This window comes from Pontivivens nitratireducens, assembly GCF_011290545.1.
Lineage (GTDB): Bacteria > Pseudomonadota > Alphaproteobacteria > Rhodobacterales > Rhodobacteraceae > Pontivivens > Pontivivens nitratireducens.
This window is the reverse complement of sequence record NZ_CP049811.1, coordinates 2,257,715-2,281,210: the sequence shown is the minus strand read 5'-3', so window position 1 is coordinate 2,281,210 and position 23,496 is coordinate 2,257,715. Positions and strand designations below refer to the sequence as shown.

Here is a 23,496-nt window from a genome sequence, read left to right as displayed (position 1 = left end):
AGCCACAAAACACCAAGGGGCACGGATCACATGTTGTTCGGTATGGACGGGGTCGAGATTGGCCTGATTATCACCTTCGCTTGCCTGTTCGGGGCGATCATGTCGGGTTACCCGGTGGCGTTTTCCATCGGTGGTGCGGGCATCATCGCCTTCTTCATACTGGCGCTGCTCAGCGATGCGGGCATATTGCTGCATCAGGCGGTCGATGACCGGTCCGCGGAATATGCGCAACTGGTCGCCAGCGGTGTGGCGCGGGACACGATTTCGCTGTTTCGATATCCAGATTTGCCCACCTATGTGGAACCTCTGTTCGCGGAGGGGTGGCAGCGCGCCTTTGATCGCAATATCGCGTTGATTACCAACCGGATGAACGAGCGTGTCTTTGCCGGCCCGTCGATCGAGACGTTGCTGGCCGTGTCGATGTTCGTGTTGATGGGGATCACGCTGGAACGGTCCCGCATCGCGAACGATTTGCTGACGACGATGGCGCGGGTGTTCGGACCGCTGCCCGGCGGGCTGGCTGTGTCCATCGTGGTCGTGGGCGCGTTCCTCGCCGCCTCGACAGGTATCGTCGGTGCCACGGTGGTGACGATGGGCCTGCTGGCCCTGCCGACCATGTTGCGCAGCGGATATTCACCCGAACTGTCCACCGGCGTGATCGCGGCGTCGGGAACGCTGGGACAGATCATTCCGCCCTCCATCGTGATCGTTCTGCTGGGCACTCTCGCGGGGGATCTGTACTCCACCGCGCAGGAGGAATTCGCGCAGGCGAACATGTGCCCGGACGCGTTGACGTATCTGGGCCAACCTGCGGTCCTGTCGGTCGGCACCTTGTTTCAGGCGGCCCTGCTGCCCGGCATCTTCCTCGCGTTCCTCTACGCCGCCTATGCGTTCTGTTTCGCGATGGTGTTCCCCGACAAGGCTCCGCCCGTGCGTGGTGGACCCGGTGAGGTCAAGATTGTCGGCCCCTATCATAACGTTACCTGGTATCTGGGTGTTCCGGTCGCAATCATTCTGTTCGCCATCGGGTTGAGCACGGTGGGACTGTCCGGGTCGCAGAATGTCAATGTCTCGACCATCGCCGCACAGGGGCAGCAGGCGGTGCTGCGCACCAATGTCTCCGCCGATTGTCAGGCCTCGATGATCGAGCGGCACGGCCAGGACAAATGGGACCTCGCCGTCGCGCAGCAAGCCGAAATCGACGCCGATGGCGGCGCGCTGTCCCAGGAGGACCGTGTGCTGTCGCCTGAGCAGATGGCAGAGGCACGGGCGAGCGCGATTCAGAATGCGCCGATGCTCTCGTCCAACCTGATGCTGGTATGGGTCATGGCGGGGATCGCATTGGCCCTGTCCATCGGCACCGCGCCCAACCGGCCGATGCTGCCGATCTTTGTTGGGGTTGGCGCCATAGCAGCCGGCATCGTACTGGACGCGGCGTTTATCGGGCCGCTGACTTCACCCGGAACGACGTTCCTGATCCTGGCCATTCCGTTCGCGGCTTTGCTGTGGTCGATGCGCCACGTGGCCTCGCGTCTGGGTGAAAACGATCTGCTACGGGTCGTGTTCCCGCCGCTGGTTCTGATCGTGGCCGTGCTGGGGTCGATCCTGGGTGGAATCACGAACCCGACACCGGCGGCGGCGTTGGGGGCTGCGGGTGCGTTGCTGCTGGCGGCCTATCGCAAGCTGGAGGAAGACCCCGAGCGATCTGCGCTGCCGGTTCTGATCGGCACTCTCGCGATTGCTCTGATGCTGATCCTGGGCACGACCTTCGATCTGCGTATCTCCCTCGAGCAGGTATCGGTCGAGAACTACATCGCCTTCGTCGTGGCGCTGATCTGCTACGCCATCACGATGCTGACATTGCTCTATTGTTGCTGGGTCCTGTGGACCACGGGCGTTCTGACCCCCGTGGTGCGTGAGACCGCGAAGGTTACCAGCATGGTGTTCGCGATCCTGATCGGCTCCCAGTTGCTGAACCTCGTGCTGATTTCCTTCGGCGGGGAGCATTATATCCAGGATTTCCTCAAGAGCTTCGACAGTGAGCTCAAGGTCTTCCTGATCGTGATGCTGGTGCTGTTCATCCTGGGGTTCGTCCTCGACTTCCTGGAGATCATCTACATCGTGATCCCAATCGTCGGGCCGGTGATCTATGGCGGGACGCTGGATCCGAAATGGGTGACGATCATGATTGCGGTGAACTTGCAAACCTCGTTCCTGACGCCTCCGTTCGGGTTCGCGCTGTTCTATTTGCGTGGTGTCGCGCCGGTCAGCGTCACGACCGGTCACATCTATCGCGGCGTTCTGCCATTCGTTGCGATCCAGATGCTTGGGTTGGGCTTGCTTTGGTTGTTCCCGTCCATCGTGACCATCGTGCCGGATCTGTTGTCGAACTGATCTGAACGAACACTCCAAACGCAAAAGGGCCCGCCCGGTGTAGTGACCGGGCGGGCCCTTTCGTTAAAGGCAGGAAGCTATCAGTCTGCTTCGGTGGCCTCGACGATTGCCACGAATTCGGCATCTGTCAGGGCAAGGATGATACCATCATCCGTTTTCGTGGTCGCACTGGCCATCAGCTTGAATTCGGCATCCGTGACGTTGGTATCCAGCGTCAGAGTTTGCAGGGCGCCGGCCTCAGTACGCTCAACCTCACCAATACGGCCGATCTGCGTGCCGTCGAGGGTGGTCACGTATTCGCCGATCAGGGACGCATTATCCAAGCCGGTGACGGGCGTACCCTTGGCGACGCGGGCGTCCAGCTCCTCAGCCGGGACAAAGCGATAGACGGTGGCAGTGGTCGTCATGTCAGCGCCCGGACCTTCGAGCAGGCCCGTGATCGCGGATCCGGTTCCGGCCACGAACTCGCCAGTCGCGGTCACGGCGTCACCGGCCAGATTGACTGCTCCACCGACGGTGTCGGTTGCGAAATCGCCGGTCGCGCCGAGCGCGTCACCGACGGAATTCACGCCGTTGTCGCCGTCTTTTTCAATCTGAACTTGCGCTTCTGCGCTGGCTTCGGCGTTCACGGTAGGTGTGGTCTGCGAGAATGCGGGTGCCGCGACAAGTGCGAGCGCGGTCGATGCTGCCAAAGTTTTTTTCATAAATGTCATCTGAGATATCCTCTCATCTGTTTCAAACTGCCCCTTCGAATCTGACGGGACAGTGCGATAACGTGTGCCTCTCACTTTCGTTGCACATGAGGTGATCACAGATTTGATATCGTTACAGATCTTGAATGTTCGACAGTGACGGGCCACTGCGGTCGCAGGCCTTCTGTCGGTCATGTCAGAGCCGACTGAAAACCTGCGAAATCATTTTTTATAGAGAGAGAGCGGTGGCGCCTAAACGTTTCCGTCCGGCAACTGGATGGCGGCGACCTGATCCTGGATGCGATCCATCTGGACCGGTTGCGGACCGGTCGCGACATTGGCCGGGTCCGTCAAATCCTGCCACTGTCCCTTAAGATAGATCTCCAAGGGCCGGAACCGTGCCTTATAGGCCATTTTCTGTGAGCCCGGCACCCAATAGCCCAGATAGACATAGGGCAGGCCCGCCTCCCGCGCGATTTCGATGTGGTCGAGGATCAGATAGGTTCCCAGCGAACGTGAGGTCGCGTCCGGGTCGAAGAACGAATACACCATCGAAACGCCGTCACTCAGCACGTCTGTCAGGCAGGTGGCCGTCAGCGCCCCCTCCGCATCGGTGTACTCGATAACGCGGCTGCGCACCGGCGTTTCCTCGATCATCGCCGCGAACTCGAACATATCCATGTCCGCCATGCCACCATCCGCGTGCCGCCGGTCCAGATAGCGGCGGAACAGCATGTACTGATCCTCGGTCGCCCAGGGGGACGTGCCGGCCCGGTCCAGATCGCCGTTCTTGCGAATGATCCGGCGCTGGCTGCGGGAGGGGGCAAAATCCGCCACGCGAATTCGTGCCGACAGACAGGCCGAGCAATCCACGCAAGAGGGCCGGTAGAGCACGTTTTGCGATCTGCGGAATCCCTGCGCGGACAGGGCATCGTTCAATCGCTGGCTATCGCCACCCTGCAAGGCCGTGAACAGCTTGCGCTCGATCTGGCCATCCAGATAGGGGCAGGGCTGCGGTGCCGTCACGTAGAACTGCGGCAGGTTTGGCGGGGTATAGCGCATCGGACCCAAGTGTAAGCCGCCCAGCGGGCGCGTTTCGTGATCCGTTAAGAGTGGGTCGAATATGTCGGGGTGTCAACGTATCCGACCCGATTGCGTTCAGCCCATCGGGCTGTTGATCGCGGTGGACCCGAGGGGGATGTCATGCAGACCCTGCCCACGCGCGGTGCCCGCCATCAGGACGACACTGACGATCTGCGAAATCATGAACATCAGCGATACGGTGTAAAGGCCGGTATGCACCAGCGCCTGACCCAGACCGAACCGCTGGCCAAAGCCGTCGCGCATCTCGATTCCCATCATCCGCATTCCCCACGTTGCCGAGCGCCCCGTCAGGGTGAACGTACGATAGGCGAAGCTGATGACCGCCCAGAATGGCAGCAGCAGCCACCCCAGACCCAGCGTAAGCAGACCGAAGACGAACCACAGCACCGTGATCAGCACGATGTCGAAGACCCAGGCAATCAGCCTCTTGGCCGGGACGCCATCATAGAATTGCGGGTCGGTCTGCGGATCGGGCAGGCCGCTCGCCCGGTCGGGGCGGTAGTTTGGATTGTAGGCTCGGGTGTTCATCTATACCGCTCCGTTAAGTGATTATGCTTGTCATATGGGGTGCCGTGACCCGAACGCGAAGAGGCATTCGGGTCGCGCGGACGTTTCAGTCGAAATTCTGCCGTGGCGTCGTCTCGGCCTCGGTGGTGTCCTGCGTGTCGGCACGCTCACGCCGGTCGTTCATGAACTGGTCGAATTCGGCCTTGTCACGTGCATTGCGCAGCCGCTCCATGAAGGCCTGGAACGCTTCCTGCTCTTCCTCCAGCCGGCGGATCGTATCGTCACGATAGGCATCGAAGGCGGAATTGCCGGATGAGCGTGAGGTGTGGCTGCGGGCGCGCCAGGGCGCACAGGATTTCGGCGAAGTCATACGTTTACTCCAGATCATATAGAACAACAGGGCGAGGCCGAGAGGCCAGAACAGGATGAAGCCGAGCACCATGGCAGCGATCCAGGCGCCCTTGCCCCGCTGGTCGAGCCAGCTTTCGGCGTTGTGCAGGTAGGCGGTGGCGGTTGTCATCGGGGGTCCTTCCAAATGTAAATGTTATTCACATTAACATATTTGGGGGAGCGGATGTCTCCGTTCAAGCACCATCTGCGAAATTCGTGCGGCGTAAACCTTACGGTAGGACTTTGCCCCGATGCTGTGCGTACAGATCGGACCGGGGGTACGAATGCAGGTTTTGGAACGGGTAGAAAACCCTGTCACGCTGGAAATACTCGGTGAACTGATCGGGACGCTGGGATCGCCAGTGTTCATCAAGACCCCGCAGCAGCAATACCTCTATACCAATCCAGCATTTGAAGGGCTGTTTTCCAATACCGTCACCTCGGAGCGACCTGACCGAAGATCGTGCCAGACATATGATGCCATATTGGTGGAGGAGGAGGACAGAAGGTGTCTGCATTCGGGGCGCAGCGTATCGCAACGCTCAACGGCCGACGGACGCCTGTGGTTGGTGGAGAAGGTGATCATCACCTTACCGGATGGAACGCCGGGAATCGCTGGGCTGTTGTTCGACATAACCGAATATCGCGATCAGCAATTGGGCGCGATCCACGATCTGGGTCTGCTCAAGCGGGAGGCGGAGCAGCGCGCCCTGCTGCTGGCGGAGGCGAACGAAAAAATCGAATATGTCAGCCTGCACGATGCCCATACCGGGCTGGCGAACCGCAGATATCTGGAGCGACGGCTGGAGGAAGCGGCGCGCAAGGGGGAAAGGCTGGCCGTTCTGCACATCGACCTGGACAGGTTCAAGCAGATCAACGACACGTTCGGCCACTTCATGGGCGATTACGTCCTGCGCCAGGTGTCGACGACAATGGTACAGGAATCGCGCCTTGGTGATTTCGTGGCACGTGTCGGGGGCGACGAATTCGCGATCCTGTGCGGATATACCGGTGAAGCGTCGCGCGTTCTGGCAATGGCGCAACGTCTGGTTGACCGGCTGTCGCAACCGATGCGATGCAAGGGGGTCGAATGCCGGACCGGCGCGTCGATCGGCGTGGCGCTGCCGGATTTTGGCACGATAGAACCCCGGCAGTTGCTGCTGAACGCCGATGTAGCACTTTACCGTGCCAAGACGGGCGGACGCGGCCGGGTCGAGATCTTCTCCCGCTCGATGGATGCGGAGATGAAGCTGGAAAACCGGCTGTCCGACGACATGATCCGCGGATTGGAACGGGGGGAGTTTCACCCCGTCTACGAGGTTCAGGTGCGCGCGGATACATTCGAGATCTGCGGGGTCGAGGCGTTGGCCCGCTGGCACCATCCGCAGGATGGCATTCTGGCACCGGGCCGGTTTGCGGCTGTTGCCGAACGCGACGACAGGATGGGCGCCATAGATTCGATGATCCTGCAAAGTGCCTGCGTCGATATGAAGAACCTGCGCGAGCGGGGCATCGACATCCCGCGCCTGTCGGTCAACGTTTCCGCCCAGCGATTGGGCGGATCGGAGCTGATCGACGAATTGCGGGCGCTGAACCTCGCGCCGGGTAGCCTCAGCTTCGAACTGGTTGAAACGGTCCTGTTCGATGAAACCGATGCCACTTGGCAATGGCAGATCGACCGCATTCGCGACTTGGGAATCGAGATCGAGATTGACGATTTCGGCACCGGTTATGCGTCAATCGTCAGCTTGCTGCGGTTGAGCCCCGACAGGATGAAGATCGACCGGCAGTTCACGGCGGCGCTGGACGGGTCGGACCACGCCCGGCGGGTGATTGCCGCCATGATCGAAATCGGGCGCACATTGAACGTCGATATCGTGGCCGAGGGGGTGGAAACGATGGAACAGGCCCGTATTCTGCGCGAAATGGGGTGCAGCGTCTTGCAGGGTTGGCTGTTCTCGAAACCCATGGATGTGGAGGCATTGGCCGCGTTCGCCAGCCGCCCGCGCGACACATTGCTGCGTGACCTGAATTCGTGCCTCAGTCCTTCTGAATGATGCCGAGCCCGCGCAGATAGATGCCTATCCCCGATTCCAGCAGCTCCTCCGGCGAGAAGGGCGCGCGGGCCCCCGGCGCCCCGCGTGAGAACAACTCGACGACGCCGTGGCTCATCGCCCAGATATGGTGACTGACCATGCTGGCAGGCGGTCGCTGGCCCTTTGGCAGATGTTGCATCATAGCCTCCGCCGCGCGGTCCAGAACGTCGGTTGCGCGTTGCGACACGCGGGCAAGTTCGGGGTTGCCCAGGACGGACACACCGCTTTCGAACATCGCGATGTAGTGCCCGGGTTGAACCCGCGCGAAATGCAGATAGGCCCGGCCCACAGTCTCGAACGCGGCGAGGGCGGATGGCTTGCCCTCGTCATAGGCGTGCTCCAACAGGTCTGCGAACATTTCGTAGCCTTGTAACGCCACCTCTGCGATCAGATCCTCGCGGCCCTTGAAGTGGCGGTAGGGTGCGGCGGCGCTGACCCCGGCGAGCCGCGCGGCCTCAGCCAGGGTGAACCCGGTCGGGCCCTTTTCCTCGATCAGGGTGAGGGTCGCCTCGACCAGAGCCTGTCGCAGGTTTCCGTGATGATAGCCTTTGCGCTCAGGCATCGCGCAGGATCAAATCCGGTCCCCCGACGATCTGTTCGTCCGGGGTTCCGACGGCAGCCTTGTCAGCCAGATCGCAGGGCAGACGGGACAGGATATGGCGGATCGCACCGATCCTCGCACGGCGTTTGTCCTCGGAGCGTACTACGGTCCACGGCGCGACATCGGTATGGGTGCGGGTCAACGTCTCGGTGATTGCGTCTGTGTAGGCGTCCCACTTGCTCAGCCCCTTCACGTCGATTTCCGACAGTTTCCAGTGCTTCAGCGGGTCTTCCTCCCGCTCCAGAAAGCGGCGCAACTGTTCCGCCCGGCCGACGTTCAGCCAGATCTTGATAAGGTGCACGCCATCATTCACCAGCATTCGTTCCAGATTGGGAACCTGAGTGAACCAGTGTTCGCGCTGCTCGGGCGTGCAAAAGCCGAACACGTGCTCGACGACGCCGCGATTATACCAGCTGCGATCAAACAGCGTGATGTTTCCCGAACTTGGCAAATGCTTGATATACCGCTGAAAATACCATTCGCCCGCCTCGGTTGGGTTGGGCTTGGGCAATGCCACGGTCTTGACAACGCGCGGGTTCAGGTTCGCACGAACGCGGGAGATCGTGCCGCCCTTGCCTGCGGCATCACGCCCCTCGAATATGACGACGACCCGGGCCCCGGTGCGGATGACCCAGTCCTGCATCTTGACCAGTTCGATCTGGAGCGCTTCGAGCGTTTCGTCGTATTCATCACGGTCCATCCGGTGTTCATATGGATAGGACGGATCGAGCATTTCCTTCTTGCGGGAGTCCTCGATCAGATCGCGCACATGTTGGGGCGCCTCATCGTTGAAATAATCGCTGATTTGTCCGACCAGATCATTCATCGTGATGTCCCCGTCTGTTTGTGAAGTCTGTCCGCCCCTCGAAAGGTGCAGCTTTGACGGCGCAAGTCCAGTCACCCGGCAGCATTGTCCGTCCACCCGAACGGTGTGGTCTGATAGATCTGGTTGATCCAGTTGCCGTAAAGCAAGTGGGCATGGCTGCGCCAGCGGTTCTCGGGCGGTTGCGTCGGATCGTCCCCGGGATAGTAGTTCATCGGCACATTGATCGGCCTGCCTGCCGCGATGTCGCGGTCATACTCACCCTTGAGAGTCTCGCTGTCATATTCCAGATGGTTGAACATGTAGAGCGCACGGCGACCGGATTCCTCGATCAGGCAGGGGCCGGCCTCGGGTGAGGAGATCAGGGTGTTAAGGCTGGCGACAGCATCGACATCGGCCTGGTGAACCTCCGTCCATCGGCTGACGGGAACGACCAGATTGTCCGAGAAGCCCCGCAGATAGGGCGAGGTCGCATCGTGCACGACATGCCGGAACGCGCCGAAGGCCTTGGCCTGCAACGCATGTTTCGCAATCCCGTGGAAGTGGTTCAGCATCGCCTGCGCGGACCAGCACACGGCCATCGTCGAATGCACATTGGTCTGGGTCCAGTCGAAGATGCGGCGCAGCTCGTCCCAATAGCTGACCTCCTCGAAGTCCAGACGTTCGATAGGCGCGCCGGTGATGATCAAGCCGTCGAACCGCCGTTCGGCGATCTGCTCGAACGGGTGATAAAACGCCTCCATATGTTCGGGGGCGGTGTGGCGGGATTGATGCTCGCTCATCCGGATCAGGGTCAGGTCGATTTGCAGCGGCGTCGCACCGATCAGCCGCGCGAACTGGGTTTCCGTCTCGATCTTCATCGGCATCAGGTTCAGCAGCGCGATTTGCAGCGGGCGGATGTCCTGCCGCTCGGCGTCCTCATTCGACATCACCATGACACCCTCGGACTGCAGCACGTCGTGGGCGGGCAGGGCAGAGGGGATTCTTATGGGCATCGGACAGGCTCCTGTTCGGGGAGGATTGGTCTAGGTGTTGCGGCTGGATTGCGCAAGCGGGGCGCGTTGCAGGGCCTGCGCGATCAGGGTTTCGAAATCGTCGGTGGAGCGCAGGGCGTATATCTCCTCGGCGGTGACGGTGACCCCGTGCCGGGCCATCGCGGCGTAGCGGTCCTGCCGGGTTTCGAGGACGCGGCGGTAGGAAAACCGGATGAAGGCATCGGGATCAACGGCATCAGGGGCATCGCCGGTCCGTTCCAGCCAGGCGGCCCAGTTCTGTTCCAGTTCCTCGGGGCGGTAATACATCGGTTTGGGCTGACGGTCGAAGCGTCGGACCAGTTCGTCAACATGCGCCTCGGACCCCTCGATCCAGACCGGCAGCATGGCGGAGGTCAGCGCCGACATCACCGGATCGTTCGGATCGTCGGGGTCCACCACCTCGCAGATCGAGCCGCCGGTATCGCAGACGAAATTCGGATAGCCATAGATCGTCTGAGCCCGCTGGGCGAAATCCACGGCGTCGATCAGGCTGGCGATCTCCGCCTTGCGGTGCTGCTGCTGGCGGGTGCGGTAATCCTCGATGGGGATGCCGCCGCGCGTCGGGTCGCCGGGCTTGCCCAGATAGGTGGACAGCGGATCGAGGTTCTGGAACGTGATGTTTGAGCCGATATAGATCGAGTCCGAACGCAGCAATTCCGCCAGAAACGGCACCTTCATCGCGTGCAGCTTGAAATTATCGACGATGTGTTCGCCCATGTAGCGCGTGCCGATCCGGTAATCGACGGAGTAGTGGAACCAGTCACCGGTGCCGCGCAACATGTCCGCCACATGGGTCTTGCCCAAGCCGGACATGCCGAACAGCGCGACGCGCTTATGCTCGGCGGATTGCCAGGCGGCGGCGTTGGGATAGTACATCTGGCGGCTCCTACACATGTGTCGGGTTCCGATTAGCGGTTGGCGAACGGCTTGAAAAGCCGCCCGTCGATCACGGCGAGGCCCAGGGCGATCAATCCCAGACCCGCAAAGGCCCGCGCAGGAAGGCTTTCGCCCAGAAACACCGCGCCCAGAACGATGGCCACTGCGGGAATGATCAGGGTGACCAGCAACAGATTGCCGGAACCTGCAATATCCAGAATGCGGTAGTACAACAGATACGCCCCCGCCGTCGCAACAATGGCGTAATAGGCGATCGCGGCCCCGGCGGTGAAGCTGACCGCGACGAAGGGTGAGCCCTCGATCGCCCAACCCAGTGGCAGCATTATCAGAAACGACGCGCCCAGCATGCCTGCCGCCGCCAGTTCAGGGGGCAATCCCTTCAGCATGATCCGCGCCCATGTCCCGGCAAAGGCGTAGGAAAGTGTTCCCGCCAGCACGGCCAGTTGCGCCAGGTTGCGCGGATCGAATCCGGTCAGGGCCTGCCAGCCCATGATCGTTGCCACCCCGGCCAGTCCCAGCAGCGCGCCCATCGCCTTGCTGCGGGTCACCCGTTCGTCGCGCAGGAAGGCGGCTGCGACCAGCACGCCGAAGATCGCGGTTGTGGCGTTCAGAATCGACACGAGGCCCGTCTCGATCTGCGTTTGCCCCCAGGCCATCAGGGTGAAGGGGATCACGTTGTTCAGCAGCCCCATCCCCGCGAACCCGATCCAGACCCGCGCAGACCGGGGCAGGGCGTGGCCGCGCAAGATGACGAGCCCCCATAACACCAGCGCCGCCCATCCGACCCGATGCGTGACCGAGGTCAGAACGCCGACCTCGCGCAGGGCCAGCGCGATGGAGAAGAAGGAGCCGCCCCAGATCAGACCCAGCAGGATCAGCTGGCCCCAGGCGGCGTTTGACATGGAACGTTGTTGCATCATCAGCAGACGCTACCCCCGGCGATGATGCCTCACCACCCGAAACATGCGCATACGAAAAAGGCCCGCCGGTGGGGCGGGCCTTTCGTAATGGGTATTGAAATGGATCAGAGCTTGAAGGCGATTTTCAGGCCGAGTGCGATCGCATCGTTGTCACGGTATTCAGCTGTCTCAGGGCTGTCGACGGTCGTGTCGCCCAGATCGGTATAGCTGATGCCACCGGTGATGCTGACATTGTCCATCGTGTACGTTCCGCCGAGCGTGTAGCCGATCCGCCCGTTCAGAGGAGACAGCGCCGAGGAATCCTCCGTCGGCCCCTTGTCCTCGTAGTTCACCGAAAACGCCATGGAGAAATTCTCGGTGATCGCGCGGCCGATGCCCAGCGTGTAGGACACCGAGTCATCCTCATAGGACGAAAGCGGCGAGCCGAATCCCGATGTATAAATTTCTGGTGCCAGTTCGAATTCGGAGTAATCCGCCCACCGGATGCGACCGAACACCAATGTGCCAGGCGCGACACCAGTCTGGAAGTCCAGATTGATTGCATCGGGTGTTGTGGTCTTCAGATTGTTTGTGGCCGTGGGAAATAGGCCGGTCTCCGTGGTGCTGTTTTCATGATCGACTTCGGAATGATAGGTCAGCGCCACGCGGAGCGCGATCTCTGGGCGTTCATATGCAACACCGGCGACATATCCGAGCGCATAATCCGTGTCGGTGGATACGGTGTAGGCCGCTGCAGGAATTGCCGCCTCTGCATTCAGGCTCTGCATCTTGAGGCCACCATAGACGGAGAACCCGCTGGGCATTTCGTAGCGCAAAAGACCTGTCAGAGCATATGAATTAAGTTCGGATGTAATACCGCTATATGCCGTGGTGCCGGTTGCGGGGTATTTGGTATCCGAACCATATGGTTCATCGAAGATGATCGCATAGGAAAGCTGATCGTTGATATCGTCCTTATAGGCGAATCCAAGCAGGGTGTAATCTTCGGGGCCTTCACCGGTGGGACGGCCGCCCGTGGCGACACCATCCAGGCTCGGCCGAACGAAGGCGGTGGAGAATTCCAGGTGGCGGCCTTCCTCGAAGAGCGCGTTGACCGGCTGGCCGGAGCGGTCGAGCCCGCCTGCCATTGCGGCAGAGGTGAAAAGCGCTGCGGTCGCGGTCGCACCCAGCAATTTTGCTGTGAAAGTCATGTCTATCCCCCCTAGGGAAAATGAACGCCTGCTTATGCAAGTCGTTGGTTATTGATAAAATTACTGTGATCGGTCACGCCGCACGCGGTCAATATTGAACGCCACGTCACCTGCGCGCGGGATTGAAATTATGTTGCGCGATCACAACGAAAACGCCGCCCCGGTGTCAGGGCGGCGTCACGTTCATCCAGGGGTTGTGTTGATTATTTCGACATCGCGTCGATGGACCCTTGCAGAATCTCCTCCGCCTCGGCCTTGTCACCCCAGCCGATGACCTTGACCCACTTGCCCTCTTCGAGATCTTTGTAGTGCTCGAAGAAATGCTTGATCCGGTCCAGCGTCTTGGGAACGATATCGCCCAGATCCTGCACGTTCGCCTGGAAGGGATCGACCTTCTCAACCGGGACGGCGATGAGTTTGTCATCCATGCCGCCATCGTCCTCCATCTTGAGCACGCCCACAGGGCGGCAGCGGATCACGGTGCCGGGCTGCAACGGAAAGTCCGTCAGAACCAGAACGTCGGTGGGATCACCATCCGCGTGCAGGGTATTGGGCACAAAGCCGTAGTTGCACGGGTAGAACATCGGCGTATTGACGATCCGATCGACGAAGACCGCGCCGGACTCCTTGTCGATCTCGTATTTCACGGGCGCGCCACCTGCGGCGCCGCCGGTGATCTCGATCACGACGTTGATGTCCTTGGGGGGATTCTTGCCTGCGGGGATCTTGTCGAGGTTCATTATGCACTCCTTCGGGTCAGGTTACGGGTCGGGTAGCATGAGGCGAACAAGGGCGCAATCGCCTCAATGTCCACGGCTGCTCTGAACGATGTTGATGGTGTTGCCGGTCAGGATCAGGGCGCCACCGATCAGGATGGCCAGTGCGAACGGTTCGTCATAGAGCAGGTAGCCGACGATCGCGATCAAGGGCAGGCGCGCAAACTCCATCGGCGAAACCACGCTGGCCGGGGCGATCTGAAGCGCGCGCGTCAGGCAGAAATGCGCCAGCAGTCCCGTGACTGAAACAGCGGCCACAATGGGCAGCACTCCGATAGAAGGGCGCGCGATGTCGCCGTCGAACCCGGCGAGGATCAGGGCAAAGACCGCCTGCATGACCGACAACCAGAACAGGATGCAGGTCACGGTCTGCGTACGGGCCAGCGACTTCGCCGCGAGGAACGTGATCGCGAAGCCGACAGCACAGCCGGCAGCCGCCAGAACGCCCGGCTCCAGCACCAGTTCGTCGGGGCGCGCGACGATCAGAACGCCCAGAAAACCCAGGAAGACCGCGAACCCGCGCAACCATGTCATCCGCTCACCCAGAATCAAGGGTGCGGCCAGCGCCACCCAGAGAGGCGTCGTGAACTCCAACGCTACGACCTGTGCCAGCGGAATGGTGGAGACGGCGAAGAACCACAGATTCTGGCCGGTGAAATGCCCGATATTGCGCGTCAGATGCAGCGGCATCTGCTGCGTGTTGATGTTTCGCAGATTGCCGGTCAGCGCGGCGACGGAAGTAACAATGACGATCCCGATCAGTGAGCGGTAGAGCATCAGCTCGAATGTATCGAGCTCACGCGACACCTCACGCCCCGCCACAGCCATGGCTATGAACGAGCACGTCGCCCCCGCCACCCAGAAGACAGCCTGCAACAATGCGTTCATGTCAGGATCAGGCCGTCAGCCGGAGGGCGCGGACAGCCTCCAACTTCAGGGCAGGCGTATCGTAGCCGAGGTCGAGCTGATAGGCGCGGAGCTCCCGTCGCGTGCCCGGCCCCATGATCCCGTCCACCGCACCGGGATACTCACCCTGTTCCGCGAGTGCGCGTTGCAGCGCACGCACCAGCGTGGGGTTGTAATCCCTGTCGCAGACCACGTTTGCCCAGGCGGACAGCACCTGAACCGGGGTGGACACCTCACGGAACGTGGCGGGGACTTCCTTGCGGATCACACGTTCGTTCGTGGCGACCACCTCACGCTCCACTTGGCGGGTGACGGCGGGAACCACCACCTCCACCGTCCGTTCGGGCTGGACGAGTTCGCGGCGGCTGACGGTTTCAAATTCCGGCGGAAATTCCACCAATGTCTCCACCGCGCCGCTGGCCAGTGTCCGGTTGCCGATCACCGTGCCGCCCAGGGCGGACGTCCCCGTGGGATAGAACCGGTTCGAGGCCACCCAGTTGCGATAGGACGGGCGCACGGGCACCTGTTCCGCAACGGTCGTGTATTCGGCCGGTATGGTGCACGTCACCTCACGCGAAGGCTCGACGATCACGGTGTCCATCACCGTTTCATAGACGGCGGGAATGAGATCCACCCGGGTGTAGGCTTCCTCAACCACGACGGGCACCGTTTCGGTGCGATAGGTGGCGGGAATGACCTCGAACTCGGCGCTGGCCGGGGTTTCGAGGACCTGACGGGTTTCCGTCTCAAACCGGGCGGGGCGCGTTACCTGCGTGTAGCACTGACCGGGCAGCGCATTTTCCGGCCCGCTGGTCGACAGCGGCGCAGTGGACGCGAAGCCGGACAGATCGGCGGCCGCATTGGGGGAGACTGGCTGGGCCTCACCTGGATCTGCGACGGCCTGCGGCAGCGGCATGTCGCAGGCCATGACCAGAAGGCTGGTGCCGAATAGCAAGGTAATGCGCGTGATCTTCATATGTGCCGCCCGTCCGTTATGAAGCGTACCGTCGAAACGTCAGGCAAATCCTGTTCCTGCATAAAGGGTGCAGAATCTATAGAGTCAGCACGTCCATGCGACAAGCCTACCATGGGCCGACAGCCCATGACCCTCATTGATCGCTGACGACAGCGCGGTTCTGCGTCCGGGCGTTCAGGTCGATGACGGTGACGACGCCGTCGTCCTCATCCTCAAGCGGCAGAACCAGATCGACGTTACATGCCGAGAGAATCAGGGTCAGGAATAATCCACAGAAAAGCCGTGTCATCTTGATAGGATCCCTTGTGTCGGTGATCGGTGATTAACTTATGCATACTGTCTTTTTCATCCGGGGAAAATGTTAACATTACATAGATGACATTCTGAGCGGAGATATATGTTGCATATGGATCACTTCGCCACACGGCAGCAGCGTAAATGCTGTCCTGAATAGATCAAGAATGTGCCTGAGGTCGTGCTATCCTGCGAAAGGATAAGATTGGTGAGCCCTGCAGGATTCGAACCTGCGACCCACTGATTAAAAGTCAGTTGCTCTACCAACTGAGCTAAGGGCCCGCCAATGAGCGTGTACCTACAAAGGTGCATCGGGGGGGTCAAGGGCAGTTCCGCGCCATCAGCAAGGAAAATACATGTCGTGAAAATGTCAGGCATGTTCGCGGTGCATGGCGTGGCTCTGGCATTGTGCCGGTTCGCGGCGTATATCGCGCACATGACACAAGACGCCTCCATATCCCTGCCGTTTCTCAAGATGCACGGCCTTGGCAACGATTTCGTCGTGATCGACGGACGCGGCGCACGGGCCGTTCCGGATATCGCGACCATCCGTGCGATGGGTGACCGGCACAGGGGCGTTGGATTCGATCAGCTGGCACTGATCCTCGATGATGATGCGACGGACGCCCAGGTGCGATTCTACAACACTGACGGATCAGAGGCCGGAGCTTGCGGCAACGCGACCCGCTGCGTCGCGGATCTGCTGATGCGCGAGGCTGACGCGACCTCTCTGGTTCTGCGCACGGAACGGGGTGCGCTGCCATGTGAGCGGTCAGGTGACCTGATCCGTGTGAACATGGGACAGCCGGTCGAGGATTGGGCACAGATTCCCCTGTCGCGCGATGTGTCGCTCGACGCGCTGCCATTGCCGGGCGCACCGTCCGCCGTGGGCATGGGAAACCCCCATTGCGTGCTGTTCGTCGAGGACGCGGACAGCGCCCCCATTGCCGAGGTCGGACCCCGGTTGGAGCATGATCCGCTCTATCCCGAACGAACGAATGTCGAGTTTGTTCAGGTGCTTGACCGCAATACCTTGCGTCAGCGCACATGGGAGCGTGGGGCCGGGATAACCCTCGCTTGCGGTTCCGGCGCTTGTGCGGTTGCTGTGGCCGCGCATCGGCGGGGATTGACGGAACGGGCGGTCACGATCCGGTTGGATGGCGGGGAACTGCATTTGGATTGGCGCGATGACGGTGTGTGGATGACGGGGCCGGTGGCCTATGTCTTCGATGGGGTGTGGCGCGGATGAACGCTCCGGTGTTTTCGAATTTCGGGTGCAGGCTGAACGCTTACGAGACCGAAGCGATGAAGGAGCTGGCCGCCGAGGCGGGGCTGCGCGATGCCGTGGTCGTCAATACCTGCGCCGTCACGGCGGAGGCTGTGCGCAAGTCGCAGCAGGCGATCCGACGGTTGAAGCGTGACAATCCCGGCGCGCAGGTCATCGTGACGGGATGCGCCGCCCAGACGGAACCCGAAACCTTCGCCGGAATGGAGGAGGTCGCGAAAGTCGTCGGCAACCTTGAGAAGATGCAGCCGGACACGTGGAAAAACATCGCGCAAGGGCCTGACTTCATTGGGAAGACCGAGAAGGTCATTGTCGATGACATCATGTCGGCAACCGAAACGGCGGGCCATCTGATCGACGGATTCGGCACGCGGTCGCGCGCTTACGTCCAGGTGCAAAATGGCTGCGACCATCGTTGCACGTTCTGCATCATCCCGTTCGGACGCGGCAATTCCCGATCGGTTCCGGCCGGTGTGGTCGTGGAGCAAATTCAAAGACTTGTGGACAAGGGTTATAACGAGGTCGTGCTGACCGGGGTCGATATGACCAGCTGGGGCGCCGACCTGCCGGGGGCGCCGCAGTTGGGAAACCTCGTGCAGCGGATCCTGAAATTGTGCCCTGACCTCAACCGCTTGCGGATCAGTTCGATCGATTCCATCGAGGCCGACCCCGCTTTGGTCGAGGCGATCGCCAGCGAAACGCGCCTTATGCCGCATCTGCATCTGAGCTTGCAGGCTGGGGACGACATGATCCTGAAGCGGATGAAGCGTCGACACCTGCGCGATGATGCGATCCGGTTTTGCGAGGACATGCGCCGCGCCCGCCCGGATATTGTCTATGGCGCGGACATTATCGCAGGCTTCCCGACCGAAACGGAAGACATGTTCTATAACTCGTTGAAACTGGTTGAGGAATGCGGTCTGACCTGGCTGCACGTCTTTCCCTATTCACCGCGTCAGGGCACCCCGGCCGCGCGGATGCCGCAGGTAGCACGGGCCGCGATCAAGGATCGCGCGGCCCGGTTGCGGGCGATCGGTGACGGGATGGTGCAGCGGCACTTGTACGCGCAGATCGGCCGCCGTCACCGCGTCCTGACTGAGGCGGCGGACATGGGCCGGACGGAGGCCTTCACCGAAGTCGCCTTCACGACGCCGCACCCCATCGGAGAGATCGTCGAGGTTGAAATTTCCGGCGTTTCGGGCCGTCAGTTGATCGCCTGAACCTGCGGTTTGCGGCGCGGCCTCAGGCCTTGCGGGGAGCACTGACCGTCAGACGGAAATGATGCGAGTCGGGGCCGAAATCCTGCTGAACCTCGCCATTCAGCTGGTTCGGCAAAATCCGGGTCAGCAGGGACGTACCGAACCCGGCTCGTTTTTCCGGTCTGATATTGCTCAGGTCTTCCTCCAGCCAGTCGATGAAATAGCCTCCCTGCGGCGTGAACTGCCAATCGACGGTAAGGTGTCCGGCGGTGTCACTTATCGCACCGTATTTCGCGGCATTCGTCGCCAGTTCATGAATCGCCATCGACAGCAATTGAGCGTCCGAGGCGCTCAGATGAATTTCCGGTCCGTGCATCTCGATCTGCCCGGCATCGGACATGAAGCCGCCCAATTGCCGTTCCAGCAGCGCCTGCACGGTCATGCCGTCCCAATTGTCGCCGGTCAGAAGCGAGTTCGTGGTAGCCAGAGCCTGAATGCGGGCCAGGAAACCATGCAGAAAGCTGTCGATATCGCGATGGTTGGCGGCCGTGCGCCGCGCAATGGTGCTGACCATGGCAAAAAGGTTGCTGACCCGGTGCCTGAGTTCATGCTCGATCGCGTCCTTGACCTGCCGGGCGTGGACGACCTCCGAAACGTTCTCGACCCGCAATCCGAACCCGATCACGCGGCCATCTGCGACATGAACCGGCGAGCAGTGCACATTCCAGTAAAGCTGGCTGGGCGTGTCCGCATCAGCGGTCAGGCCGGGGATCGGATAGCTGACCTCGCTCAGGGTGATCGTTTGACCGGCCAGGGCCTTGCGAAAGGCGGCGTCGACGCGTCTGCGCCGCTCCAGCGTTTCGGGAAACAGATCGAAGATGTTGTTGCCGATCAAATCCTCGGCGCTGCGCATCAACATCTCAGTATAGCAGGTGTTGACCGCAAGGTAACTGCGGTCATGGTCCAGTACTGCGAAGGGGACCGACATCTGCTGAAACAGGGATTCGTAGTTCAATAGAGCTTCGGGCATTTCCGGGTCCGCGCAGTCCGATATTGGCGAAAAAGTGCCGGGATGCGACCCCGTGCGCCAGGTTGGAAAAATCAGGCCGCCCCCGGATGGTCCGGGGTGCGGAATATTGCGTCATACCTGCCGGAATGCCACATCGCGAGTGAATGGCATCCGGCGCAAACGCTGGCCCGTCGCATCGAAGATCGCACCCGCCAGCGCCGGGGCCGCAGGTGGCGTGCCGATTTCACCCGCGCCGCCGATATGGTCGGCGTTTTGCAGGATCTCGATCTCGAACTTCGGGGTCTGACCCATGGACAGCATGGGATAGTCCCAGAAATTCTCCTGCTGCACACGCCCATCGGCAAAGTTGATTTCCTGACCAAGAGCCTGCCCGAACCCGAAAATCGCGCCCGAGATCATCTGATCGCGGAAGTTGCGCGGGTCCAGCACCGTGCCCGGATCAGCGGCGATCCAGACGTTCTCGATCCGGATATCGTCGGTTGTATCGACCTGCACCGCCATGGCGACCCAACTGCCGAAGCTGAGGACATGTGCGATGCCGATCCCCTTGCCTGCGGCGCGGGGCTGCGCGAAACCAGACATCTGCGAGACCTTCTCCAGACACAGCCGAGCGGGGGCGAGTCGCGCGTCATCGCCCATCATGGCCAGGCGGAAGGCGAGGGGGTCCAACCCCGATGCCTCGGCCATTTCATCCATGAACCCCTCATGGAAGAATCCGTTGTAGCTGTTGCCCACGGATCGCCAGAAACCCGTCGGAATAGCGATATCGGCAACGTGTCCGGATACGCGGTGGTTGTCGATCATCACGGGCTGATTGTAGGCACCATCGGTAATCGACTTGTCCGGTCCCCCCATCGGCAAGTCGGGATAGGTCCGGCCCACCACGCTGGCAATGATCGAGGGGGCCGCGATCTTCATTTCCACGGCGGTGGCCGCATCGTTCGCCGGGACCACGGCACGGAACCGGCCGAGCGCGGCGGGGCGATAGGTGTCGTGGCGCATGTCTTCCTCACGCGTCCAGGTCACCTTGATCGGGCGGCCTTGCACATGCATTGCCAGCGCCGTGGCGTAGAGGGAATAATCGACCTCCCCCCTCCGGCCGAAACCACCGCCGAGAAACAGTTGATTGACGACAACGTTTTCCTTGTCGATCCCCGCCAAAAGCGCGCAGCGGGACTGGACGATGCCGGGGGCCTGCGTTCCGGTCCAGATCGTCAGGGTGTTGCCGGCGAATTGCGCCGTCGCGTTCATAGGCTCCATCGTGGCATGGGCCAGATAGGGGACGGCGTATTCCGCCTCGACCACTGTGCCCTGCGGATCGGCAAAGGCGGCATCGACGTCGCCCTTGTCCATCAGCGCATGGCTCGGCTCCGCCTCTATGGCGCTAATCAAGGCGGCGTCTATCGCGGCGTCATCGGCGGGATAGGTGGCCGGTCCCCACTCCACCTCCAGCGCGCGCGCACCCTCGAACGCGGCCCAGGTGTTGTCGGCAATGATGCCGAACCCGCTGCCGGTCTGGGTGTCGATTTCCACCACATCCTGCACGCCGCGCACGGCACGCGCCGCGTCCATGTTCACGCTGATCGCCTTCGCCCCGAACCGGGGGCTGATCGCAACGGTGCCATACAGCATGGAGGGCAGGTCCACGTCGATGCCGAAGATGGGGGCGCCGGTGACCTTGCGCTCAATTTCGGCGCGGGGCTGTGATTTGCCCAGAACCTTCCAGTCGGATCGCGCGCGCAAACGGGGTGTGTCCACCTCGACCGTCGCGGCGTCCAGGGCCAGCTCGCCATAGCTGAACGACCGGTCGGACGCCGGGTGGACGACGCGGCCCTGCGCCGTTTGCAACGTGTCGGCACCCACGCCCCATCGGGCGGCGGCGGCGGATACCAGTGCGGCGCGGGCGGTGGCACCGGCCTCCCGCATCTTGTCATAGCCGTCGATGATCGAGGAGGAGCCGCCGGTGACCTGCAGCCCCAGCACCTTGCCCATGCTTTCCATCATCGTGCGCTGCGCCTCAGCCGCCAGTCCGCGTTCGAAATGCGGGGGGAATGCGCTCTCCGCCATCATGGCGGAGTTGTAATAGGCAGCCGAGGGCGGACCCGTTTCCAGTGTCAGGTCCGTCGTCGCCACGTCCAGCTCTTCCGCCACCATGGCGGCGAGGGTCGTGTGCACACCCTGGCCCATTTCGGCGCGCGGGGTGATGACCGTGATCGTGCCATCCTCCGCGATCTTGAGATAGGGGTTGAAGACCGCCTCACCCGCATCTGCGCTCAATGGATTGTCCACCTCGCGCCGGACGGCCCAGACGCCAAGGGCAACCCCGCCTATGGCCGCCGCCCCCAGGCCGAGGAATGTGCGGCGAACGATCTTGCCTGCTGTCGATCTGCGATTTCGTGCCATCTTCAGGACTCCATTCCGGCTGCGGCCTTGATCGCGGCCTTGATGCGCGGATAGGTGCCGCAGCGGCAAAGGTTGGTCATCGCGGTGTCGATATCCGCATCCGTGGGTTGTGGGACTTCATCAAGCAGGGCCACCGCGGCGAGGATCTGTCCGGATTGGCAATACCCGCATTGCGGCACGTTATGTTCGATCCATGCTTCCTGCACACGATGCAGGGTCGCGCCGTCGGAAATCCCCTCGATGGTGGTGATGCGGCCCGAGGCCTGTTCCACCGGGTACGAGCAGGAGCGGATGGGCAGTCCGTCCATCAACACAGTGCACGCGCCACAGGCGGCGACGCCGCACCCGAATTTGGGGCCCTTGATGTTCATCAGATCCCGCAAGACCCAGAGCAGAGGCATTTGTGGGTCCGCGTCGATCTCGTAATTCTGTCCGTTTACGTTCAAACGCATTGCCTGACCCTCCAATCACCTGTCATGTAATGATAGACGCCATCTGCGGGCCGAATGTCAATAAGAGAACCGCAGTTCCTTAATTCCCTTGCCGACCAACGGCCGACATATTACGTATGATAACATGAGCCAGTCCTTTCAACGCGCCCGTTCACCCGAACACAAGGAGCTTCGCCGTCGAATGATCCTCGATGCGGCGGCGAATGTGCTGGATCGTGAGGGGTTCAACGACACCTCGCTCAACGCCATCGCGCAGGAGGCGGGCGTCGTCAAATCCGGTCTCTACCGCTATTTCGAAAGCCGTGAGGAAATCCTGCTGGAGTTGATGATCTCCGACGTGCAGGTCATGTGCGCGGCACTGACGGATGTGGTGACGGGGCCGATGGATGTCGATCAGGTCTCGGATCTGATCTCGGAAGGGTTCACCGATCGCCCGCGATTGTGCCTGCTGACCAGCCGCATGGCCTCGACGCTCGAACACAATATCACCGGCGACACCATCCGCGCGGTCAAGCGGCGCCTGAACGCCTGTAGCGAGGAAGTCTCGCAGGCCATTCGACGCGCGATCCCCCACTGGACGCCCGAGGAAAGCCGGCGCGGTATGCGCATGATCTTCGTGCTGGTCGCGGGCCTCTACCCGATGACGCACCCGCCGGCCCACGTGAAATCCGTGATGAACGAACCGGAATTCCAACATGTCGTGCCCGAATTCGTGCCATCCGTCCGGGTCGCGGCGCGGGCAATGTTCCGGGGCATCGAGTCGATGGCGCTGCAACGGCAGAATGGCACCTGACCAGTTCACTTTCTCCAAATATCCTCGCCGAAGGCATCAGGACGTCGCACAGTGACCCGACGATTGTAGTTCCTGACCGATGATCGCAGCCCCCGAACCAGCGGAAAGACGATTCGATGAAACTCTACGACAGCAAGACATCCCCCTATTGCCGCAAGGTAATGGTTCTGGCGCATGAGGCCGGACAGGTCGATGCCCTGACGCTCGACTACGTGGCGGGAACCGCTGTGAGCCCCGGCACGCTGCCGGTTTCCGTCAATCCGCTGGGAAAAATCCCGTGTCTGGTTCGGCCCGACGGCCCCGCGCTGTATGACAGCCGGGTCATCTGCGCCTATCTCGACGATCTGTGGGGCACGAACCTCTACCCCACGGGCACCCGCCGGTGGGAGACATTGACGTTGGAGGCGACGGCGGACGGAATGCTGGATGCGGCGCTGCTGTGGGTCTATGAGGTGCGCCTGCGCGATGAGGCGCAGTGGAATCACGGCTGGCGCGACGGGCAGGTGGCGAAGGTGGTGCGCGCTCTGGATGCGCTGGAAGCCCGCTGGCTGGCTCACCTGCATGGTCCGCTCGATATGGGGCAGATCGCGATTGGCGTCGCGTTGGGCTATCTCGATTTTCGCCAACCCGTCGGTGCGTGGCGTGAGGGGCGGCCCGCGCTCGCCGCGTGGTACGAGACGTTTTCGCAGCGCCCCTCGATGCTGGCGACGGTGCCGGTGGAGTGATCCCGGCGC

General features: G+C 61.5%; 23 protein-coding genes and 1 tRNA gene. 6 read left to right on the top strand and 18 right to left on the bottom strand.

Going from position 1 to position 23,496, the window contains the following annotated elements; all coding sequences use genetic code 11:
- Positions 1-30 precede the first annotated feature (30 nt).
- A complete protein-coding gene (locus G8E03_RS11270) occupies positions 31-2,394 on the top strand; it encodes a TRAP transporter large permease (protein ID WP_166191817.1) in 2,364 nt (787 codons plus the stop codon).
- Between the two features lie 80 nt (positions 2,395-2,474).
- Here G8E03_RS11270 and G8E03_RS11265 read toward each other — a convergent pair whose 3' ends face one another.
- The 4 genes from G8E03_RS11265 to G8E03_RS11250 form a co-directional block, all read right to left on the bottom strand.
- Entirely contained in the window at positions 2,475-3,098 is a 624-nt protein-coding gene (locus G8E03_RS11265) for a hypothetical protein (protein WP_205793082.1), read from the bottom strand.
- A 240-nt stretch (positions 3,099-3,338) separates the two neighbouring features.
- The gene (locus G8E03_RS11260) at positions 3,339-4,148 is read right to left on the bottom strand and encodes an arginyltransferase (RefSeq protein WP_166194147.1); all 810 of its coding nucleotides are present in this window, start codon (positions 4,146-4,148) and stop codon (positions 3,339-3,341) included.
- Between the two features lie 96 nt (positions 4,149-4,244).
- The gene (locus G8E03_RS11255) at positions 4,245-4,718 is read right to left on the bottom strand and encodes an RDD family protein (RefSeq protein ID WP_166191811.1); all 474 of its coding nucleotides are present in this window, start codon (positions 4,716-4,718) and stop codon (positions 4,245-4,247) included.
- Between the two features lie 85 nt (positions 4,719-4,803).
- Positions 4,804-5,217, bottom strand: coding sequence for a DUF2852 domain-containing protein (locus G8E03_RS11250; RefSeq protein WP_166191808.1), 414 nt, complete (start codon positions 5,215-5,217; stop codon positions 4,804-4,806).
- A 154-nt stretch (positions 5,218-5,371) separates the two neighbouring features.
- Between G8E03_RS11250 and G8E03_RS11245 the strand changes: the two genes are divergently transcribed.
- Entirely contained in the window at positions 5,372-7,144 is a 1,773-nt protein-coding gene (locus G8E03_RS11245; protein ID WP_166191805.1) for a sensor domain-containing protein, read from the top strand.
- On the opposite strand, the gene G8E03_RS11240 is transcribed toward G8E03_RS11245, so the two are convergent.
- From G8E03_RS11240 to G8E03_RS11190, 11 genes are all read right to left on the bottom strand, one after another.
- On the bottom strand, positions 7,128-7,745 hold the full coding sequence (locus tag G8E03_RS11240; RefSeq protein WP_166191802.1) for a TetR/AcrR family transcriptional regulator: 618 nt from the start codon (positions 7,743-7,745) through the stop codon (positions 7,128-7,130). The genes G8E03_RS11245 and G8E03_RS11240 overlap by 17 nt on opposite strands.
- Positions 7,738-8,610 (bottom strand): polyphosphate kinase 2, encoded by an 873-nt coding sequence (gene ppk2, locus G8E03_RS11235; protein WP_166191799.1) that lies wholly within the window; start codon positions 8,608-8,610, stop codon positions 7,738-7,740. Before ppk2 ends, G8E03_RS11240 begins: the two co-directional genes overlap by 8 nt.
- Before the next feature lie 71 nt (positions 8,611-8,681).
- A complete protein-coding gene (gene metA / locus G8E03_RS11230; RefSeq protein ID WP_166191796.1) occupies positions 8,682-9,602 on the bottom strand; it encodes a homoserine O-acetyltransferase MetA in 921 nt (306 codons plus the stop codon).
- A 30-nt stretch (positions 9,603-9,632) separates the two neighbouring features.
- Positions 9,633-10,517, bottom strand: coding sequence for an ATPase (locus G8E03_RS11225; protein WP_166191793.1), 885 nt, complete (start codon positions 10,515-10,517; stop codon positions 9,633-9,635).
- 32 nt (positions 10,518-10,549) lie between these two features.
- Positions 10,550-11,440: a DMT family transporter gene (locus tag G8E03_RS11220; protein ID WP_347340498.1), complete on the bottom strand. Its 891-nt coding sequence runs from the start codon at positions 11,438-11,440 to the stop codon at positions 10,550-10,552.
- 122 nt (positions 11,441-11,562) lie between these two features.
- Positions 11,563-12,585 carry an OmpP1/FadL family transporter gene (locus G8E03_RS11215; protein WP_240910334.1) on the bottom strand — a complete coding sequence of 341 codons (1,023 nt, stop codon included), beginning with the start codon at positions 12,583-12,585 and terminating at the stop codon, positions 11,563-11,565.
- A gap of 266 nt (positions 12,586-12,851) precedes the next feature.
- Entirely contained in the window at positions 12,852-13,388 is a 537-nt protein-coding gene (gene ppa / locus G8E03_RS11210) for an inorganic diphosphatase (RefSeq protein WP_166191784.1), read from the bottom strand.
- Positions 13,389-13,451: 63 nt separating this feature from the next.
- Positions 13,452-14,312 (bottom strand): DMT family transporter, encoded by an 861-nt coding sequence (locus G8E03_RS11205; RefSeq protein ID WP_166191781.1) that lies wholly within the window; start codon positions 14,310-14,312, stop codon positions 13,452-13,454.
- Between the two features lie 7 nt (positions 14,313-14,319).
- Entirely contained in the window at positions 14,320-15,306 is a 987-nt protein-coding gene (locus G8E03_RS11200) for a peptidoglycan-binding domain-containing protein (RefSeq protein WP_166191778.1), read from the bottom strand.
- Between the two features lie 133 nt (positions 15,307-15,439).
- The gene (locus G8E03_RS11195) at positions 15,440-15,595 is read right to left on the bottom strand and encodes a hypothetical protein (protein WP_166191775.1); all 156 of its coding nucleotides are present in this window, start codon (positions 15,593-15,595) and stop codon (positions 15,440-15,442) included.
- 211 nt (positions 15,596-15,806) lie between these two features.
- Positions 15,807-15,882: transfer RNA gene (locus tag G8E03_RS11190), tRNA-Lys, on the bottom strand.
- A 154-nt stretch (positions 15,883-16,036) separates the two neighbouring features.
- On the opposite strand from G8E03_RS11190, the gene dapF reads away from it, so the two are divergent.
- Positions 16,037-16,849 carry a diaminopimelate epimerase gene (gene dapF / locus G8E03_RS11185; RefSeq protein ID WP_166194144.1) on the top strand — a complete coding sequence of 271 codons (813 nt, stop codon included), beginning with the start codon at positions 16,037-16,039 and terminating at the stop codon, positions 16,847-16,849.
- Positions 16,846-18,105, top strand: coding sequence for a tRNA (N(6)-L-threonylcarbamoyladenosine(37)-C(2))-methylthiotransferase MtaB (mtaB, locus tag G8E03_RS11180; RefSeq protein WP_166191772.1), 1,260 nt, complete (start codon positions 16,846-16,848; stop codon positions 18,103-18,105). Before dapF ends, mtaB begins: the two co-directional genes overlap by 4 nt.
- Positions 18,106-18,127: 22 nt before the next feature.
- Here the strand turns inward: mtaB and G8E03_RS11175 are convergent, their stop codons facing one another.
- The 3 genes from G8E03_RS11175 to G8E03_RS11165 form a co-directional block, all read right to left on the bottom strand.
- The gene (locus G8E03_RS11175; protein ID WP_205793080.1) at positions 18,128-19,099 is read right to left on the bottom strand and encodes an HWE histidine kinase domain-containing protein; all 972 of its coding nucleotides are present in this window, start codon (positions 19,097-19,099) and stop codon (positions 18,128-18,130) included.
- A 126-nt stretch (positions 19,100-19,225) separates the two neighbouring features.
- A complete protein-coding gene (locus G8E03_RS11170; RefSeq protein ID WP_166191766.1) occupies positions 19,226-21,517 on the bottom strand; it encodes a xanthine dehydrogenase family protein molybdopterin-binding subunit in 2,292 nt (763 codons plus the stop codon).
- 2 nt (positions 21,518-21,519) lie between these two features.
- Positions 21,520-21,969 carry a (2Fe-2S)-binding protein gene (locus G8E03_RS11165; protein WP_166191763.1) on the bottom strand — a complete coding sequence of 150 codons (450 nt, stop codon included), beginning with the start codon at positions 21,967-21,969 and terminating at the stop codon, positions 21,520-21,522.
- Positions 21,970-22,150: 181 nt separating this feature from the next.
- Between G8E03_RS11165 and G8E03_RS11160 the strand changes: the two genes are divergently transcribed.
- Positions 22,151-22,762, top strand: a complete 612-nt coding sequence (locus tag G8E03_RS11160) for a TetR/AcrR family transcriptional regulator (protein ID WP_205793073.1) — start codon at positions 22,151-22,153, stop codon at positions 22,760-22,762.
- Positions 22,763-22,878: 116 nt separating this feature from the next.
- Complete coding sequence (locus G8E03_RS11155; protein WP_166191757.1) at positions 22,879-23,487, top strand: glutathione S-transferase; 609 nt, start codon at positions 22,879-22,881, stop codon at positions 23,485-23,487.
- Positions 23,488-23,496 lie beyond the last annotated feature (9 nt).

Bases quoted from the DNA above. Each gene is read 5' to 3' on its own strand.
- G8E03_RS11170 (WP_166191766.1), bottom strand. From the start codon at position 21,517: ATGGCACGAAATCGCAGATCGACAGCAGGCAAGATCGTTCGCCGCACA.
- metA (WP_166191796.1), bottom strand. From the start codon at position 9,602: ATGCCCATAAGAATCCCCTCTGCCCTGCCCGCCCACGACGTGCTGCAG.
- G8E03_RS11200 (WP_166191778.1), bottom strand. From the start codon at position 15,306: ATGAAGATCACGCGCATTACCTTGCTATTCGGCACCAGCCTTCTGGTC.
- G8E03_RS11220 (WP_347340498.1), bottom strand. From the start codon at position 11,440: ATGTCAAACGCCGCCTGGGGCCAGCTGATCCTGCTGGGTCTGATCTGG.
- G8E03_RS11155 (WP_166191757.1), top strand. From the start codon at position 22,879: ATGAAACTCTACGACAGCAAGACATCCCCCTATTGCCGCAAGGTAATG.
- G8E03_RS11165 (WP_166191763.1), bottom strand. From the start codon at position 21,969: ATGCGTTTGAACGTAAACGGACAGAATTACGAGATCGACGCGGACCCA.
- G8E03_RS11260 (WP_166194147.1), bottom strand. From the start codon at position 4,148: ATGCGCTATACCCCGCCAAACCTGCCGCAGTTCTACGTGACGGCACCG.
- G8E03_RS11255 (WP_166191811.1), bottom strand. From the start codon at position 4,718: ATGAACACCCGAGCCTACAATCCAAACTACCGCCCCGACCGGGCGAGC.
- G8E03_RS11245 (WP_166191805.1), top strand. From the start codon at position 5,372: ATGCAGGTTTTGGAACGGGTAGAAAACCCTGTCACGCTGGAAATACTC.
- G8E03_RS11240 (WP_166191802.1), bottom strand. From the start codon at position 7,745: ATGCCTGAGCGCAAAGGCTATCATCACGGAAACCTGCGACAGGCTCTG.
- ppa (WP_166191784.1), bottom strand. From the start codon at position 13,388: ATGAACCTCGACAAGATCCCCGCAGGCAAGAATCCCCCCAAGGACATC.
- G8E03_RS11215 (WP_240910334.1), bottom strand. From the start codon at position 12,585: ATGGCAGGCGGGCTCGACCGCTCCGGCCAGCCGGTCAACGCGCTCTTC.
- G8E03_RS11250 (WP_166191808.1), bottom strand. From the start codon at position 5,217: ATGACAACCGCCACCGCCTACCTGCACAACGCCGAAAGCTGGCTCGAC.
- mtaB (WP_166191772.1), top strand. From the start codon at position 16,846: ATGAACGCTCCGGTGTTTTCGAATTTCGGGTGCAGGCTGAACGCTTAC.
- G8E03_RS11270 (WP_166191817.1), top strand. From the start codon at position 31: ATGTTGTTCGGTATGGACGGGGTCGAGATTGGCCTGATTATCACCTTC.
- ppk2 (WP_166191799.1), bottom strand. From the start codon at position 8,610: ATGAATGATCTGGTCGGACAAATCAGCGATTATTTCAACGATGAGGCG.
- G8E03_RS11160 (WP_205793073.1), top strand. From the start codon at position 22,151: ATGATCCTCGATGCGGCGGCGAATGTGCTGGATCGTGAGGGGTTCAAC.
- G8E03_RS11205 (WP_166191781.1), bottom strand. From the start codon at position 14,312: ATGAACGCATTGTTGCAGGCTGTCTTCTGGGTGGCGGGGGCGACGTGC.
- G8E03_RS11195 (WP_166191775.1), bottom strand. From the start codon at position 15,595: ATGACACGGCTTTTCTGTGGATTATTCCTGACCCTGATTCTCTCGGCA.
- G8E03_RS11225 (WP_166191793.1), bottom strand. From the start codon at position 10,517: ATGTACTATCCCAACGCCGCCGCCTGGCAATCCGCCGAGCATAAGCGC.
- dapF (WP_166194144.1), top strand. From the start codon at position 16,037: ATGACACAAGACGCCTCCATATCCCTGCCGTTTCTCAAGATGCACGGC.
- G8E03_RS11265 (WP_205793082.1), bottom strand. From the start codon at position 3,098: ATGAAAAAAACTTTGGCAGCATCGACCGCGCTCGCACTTGTCGCGGCA.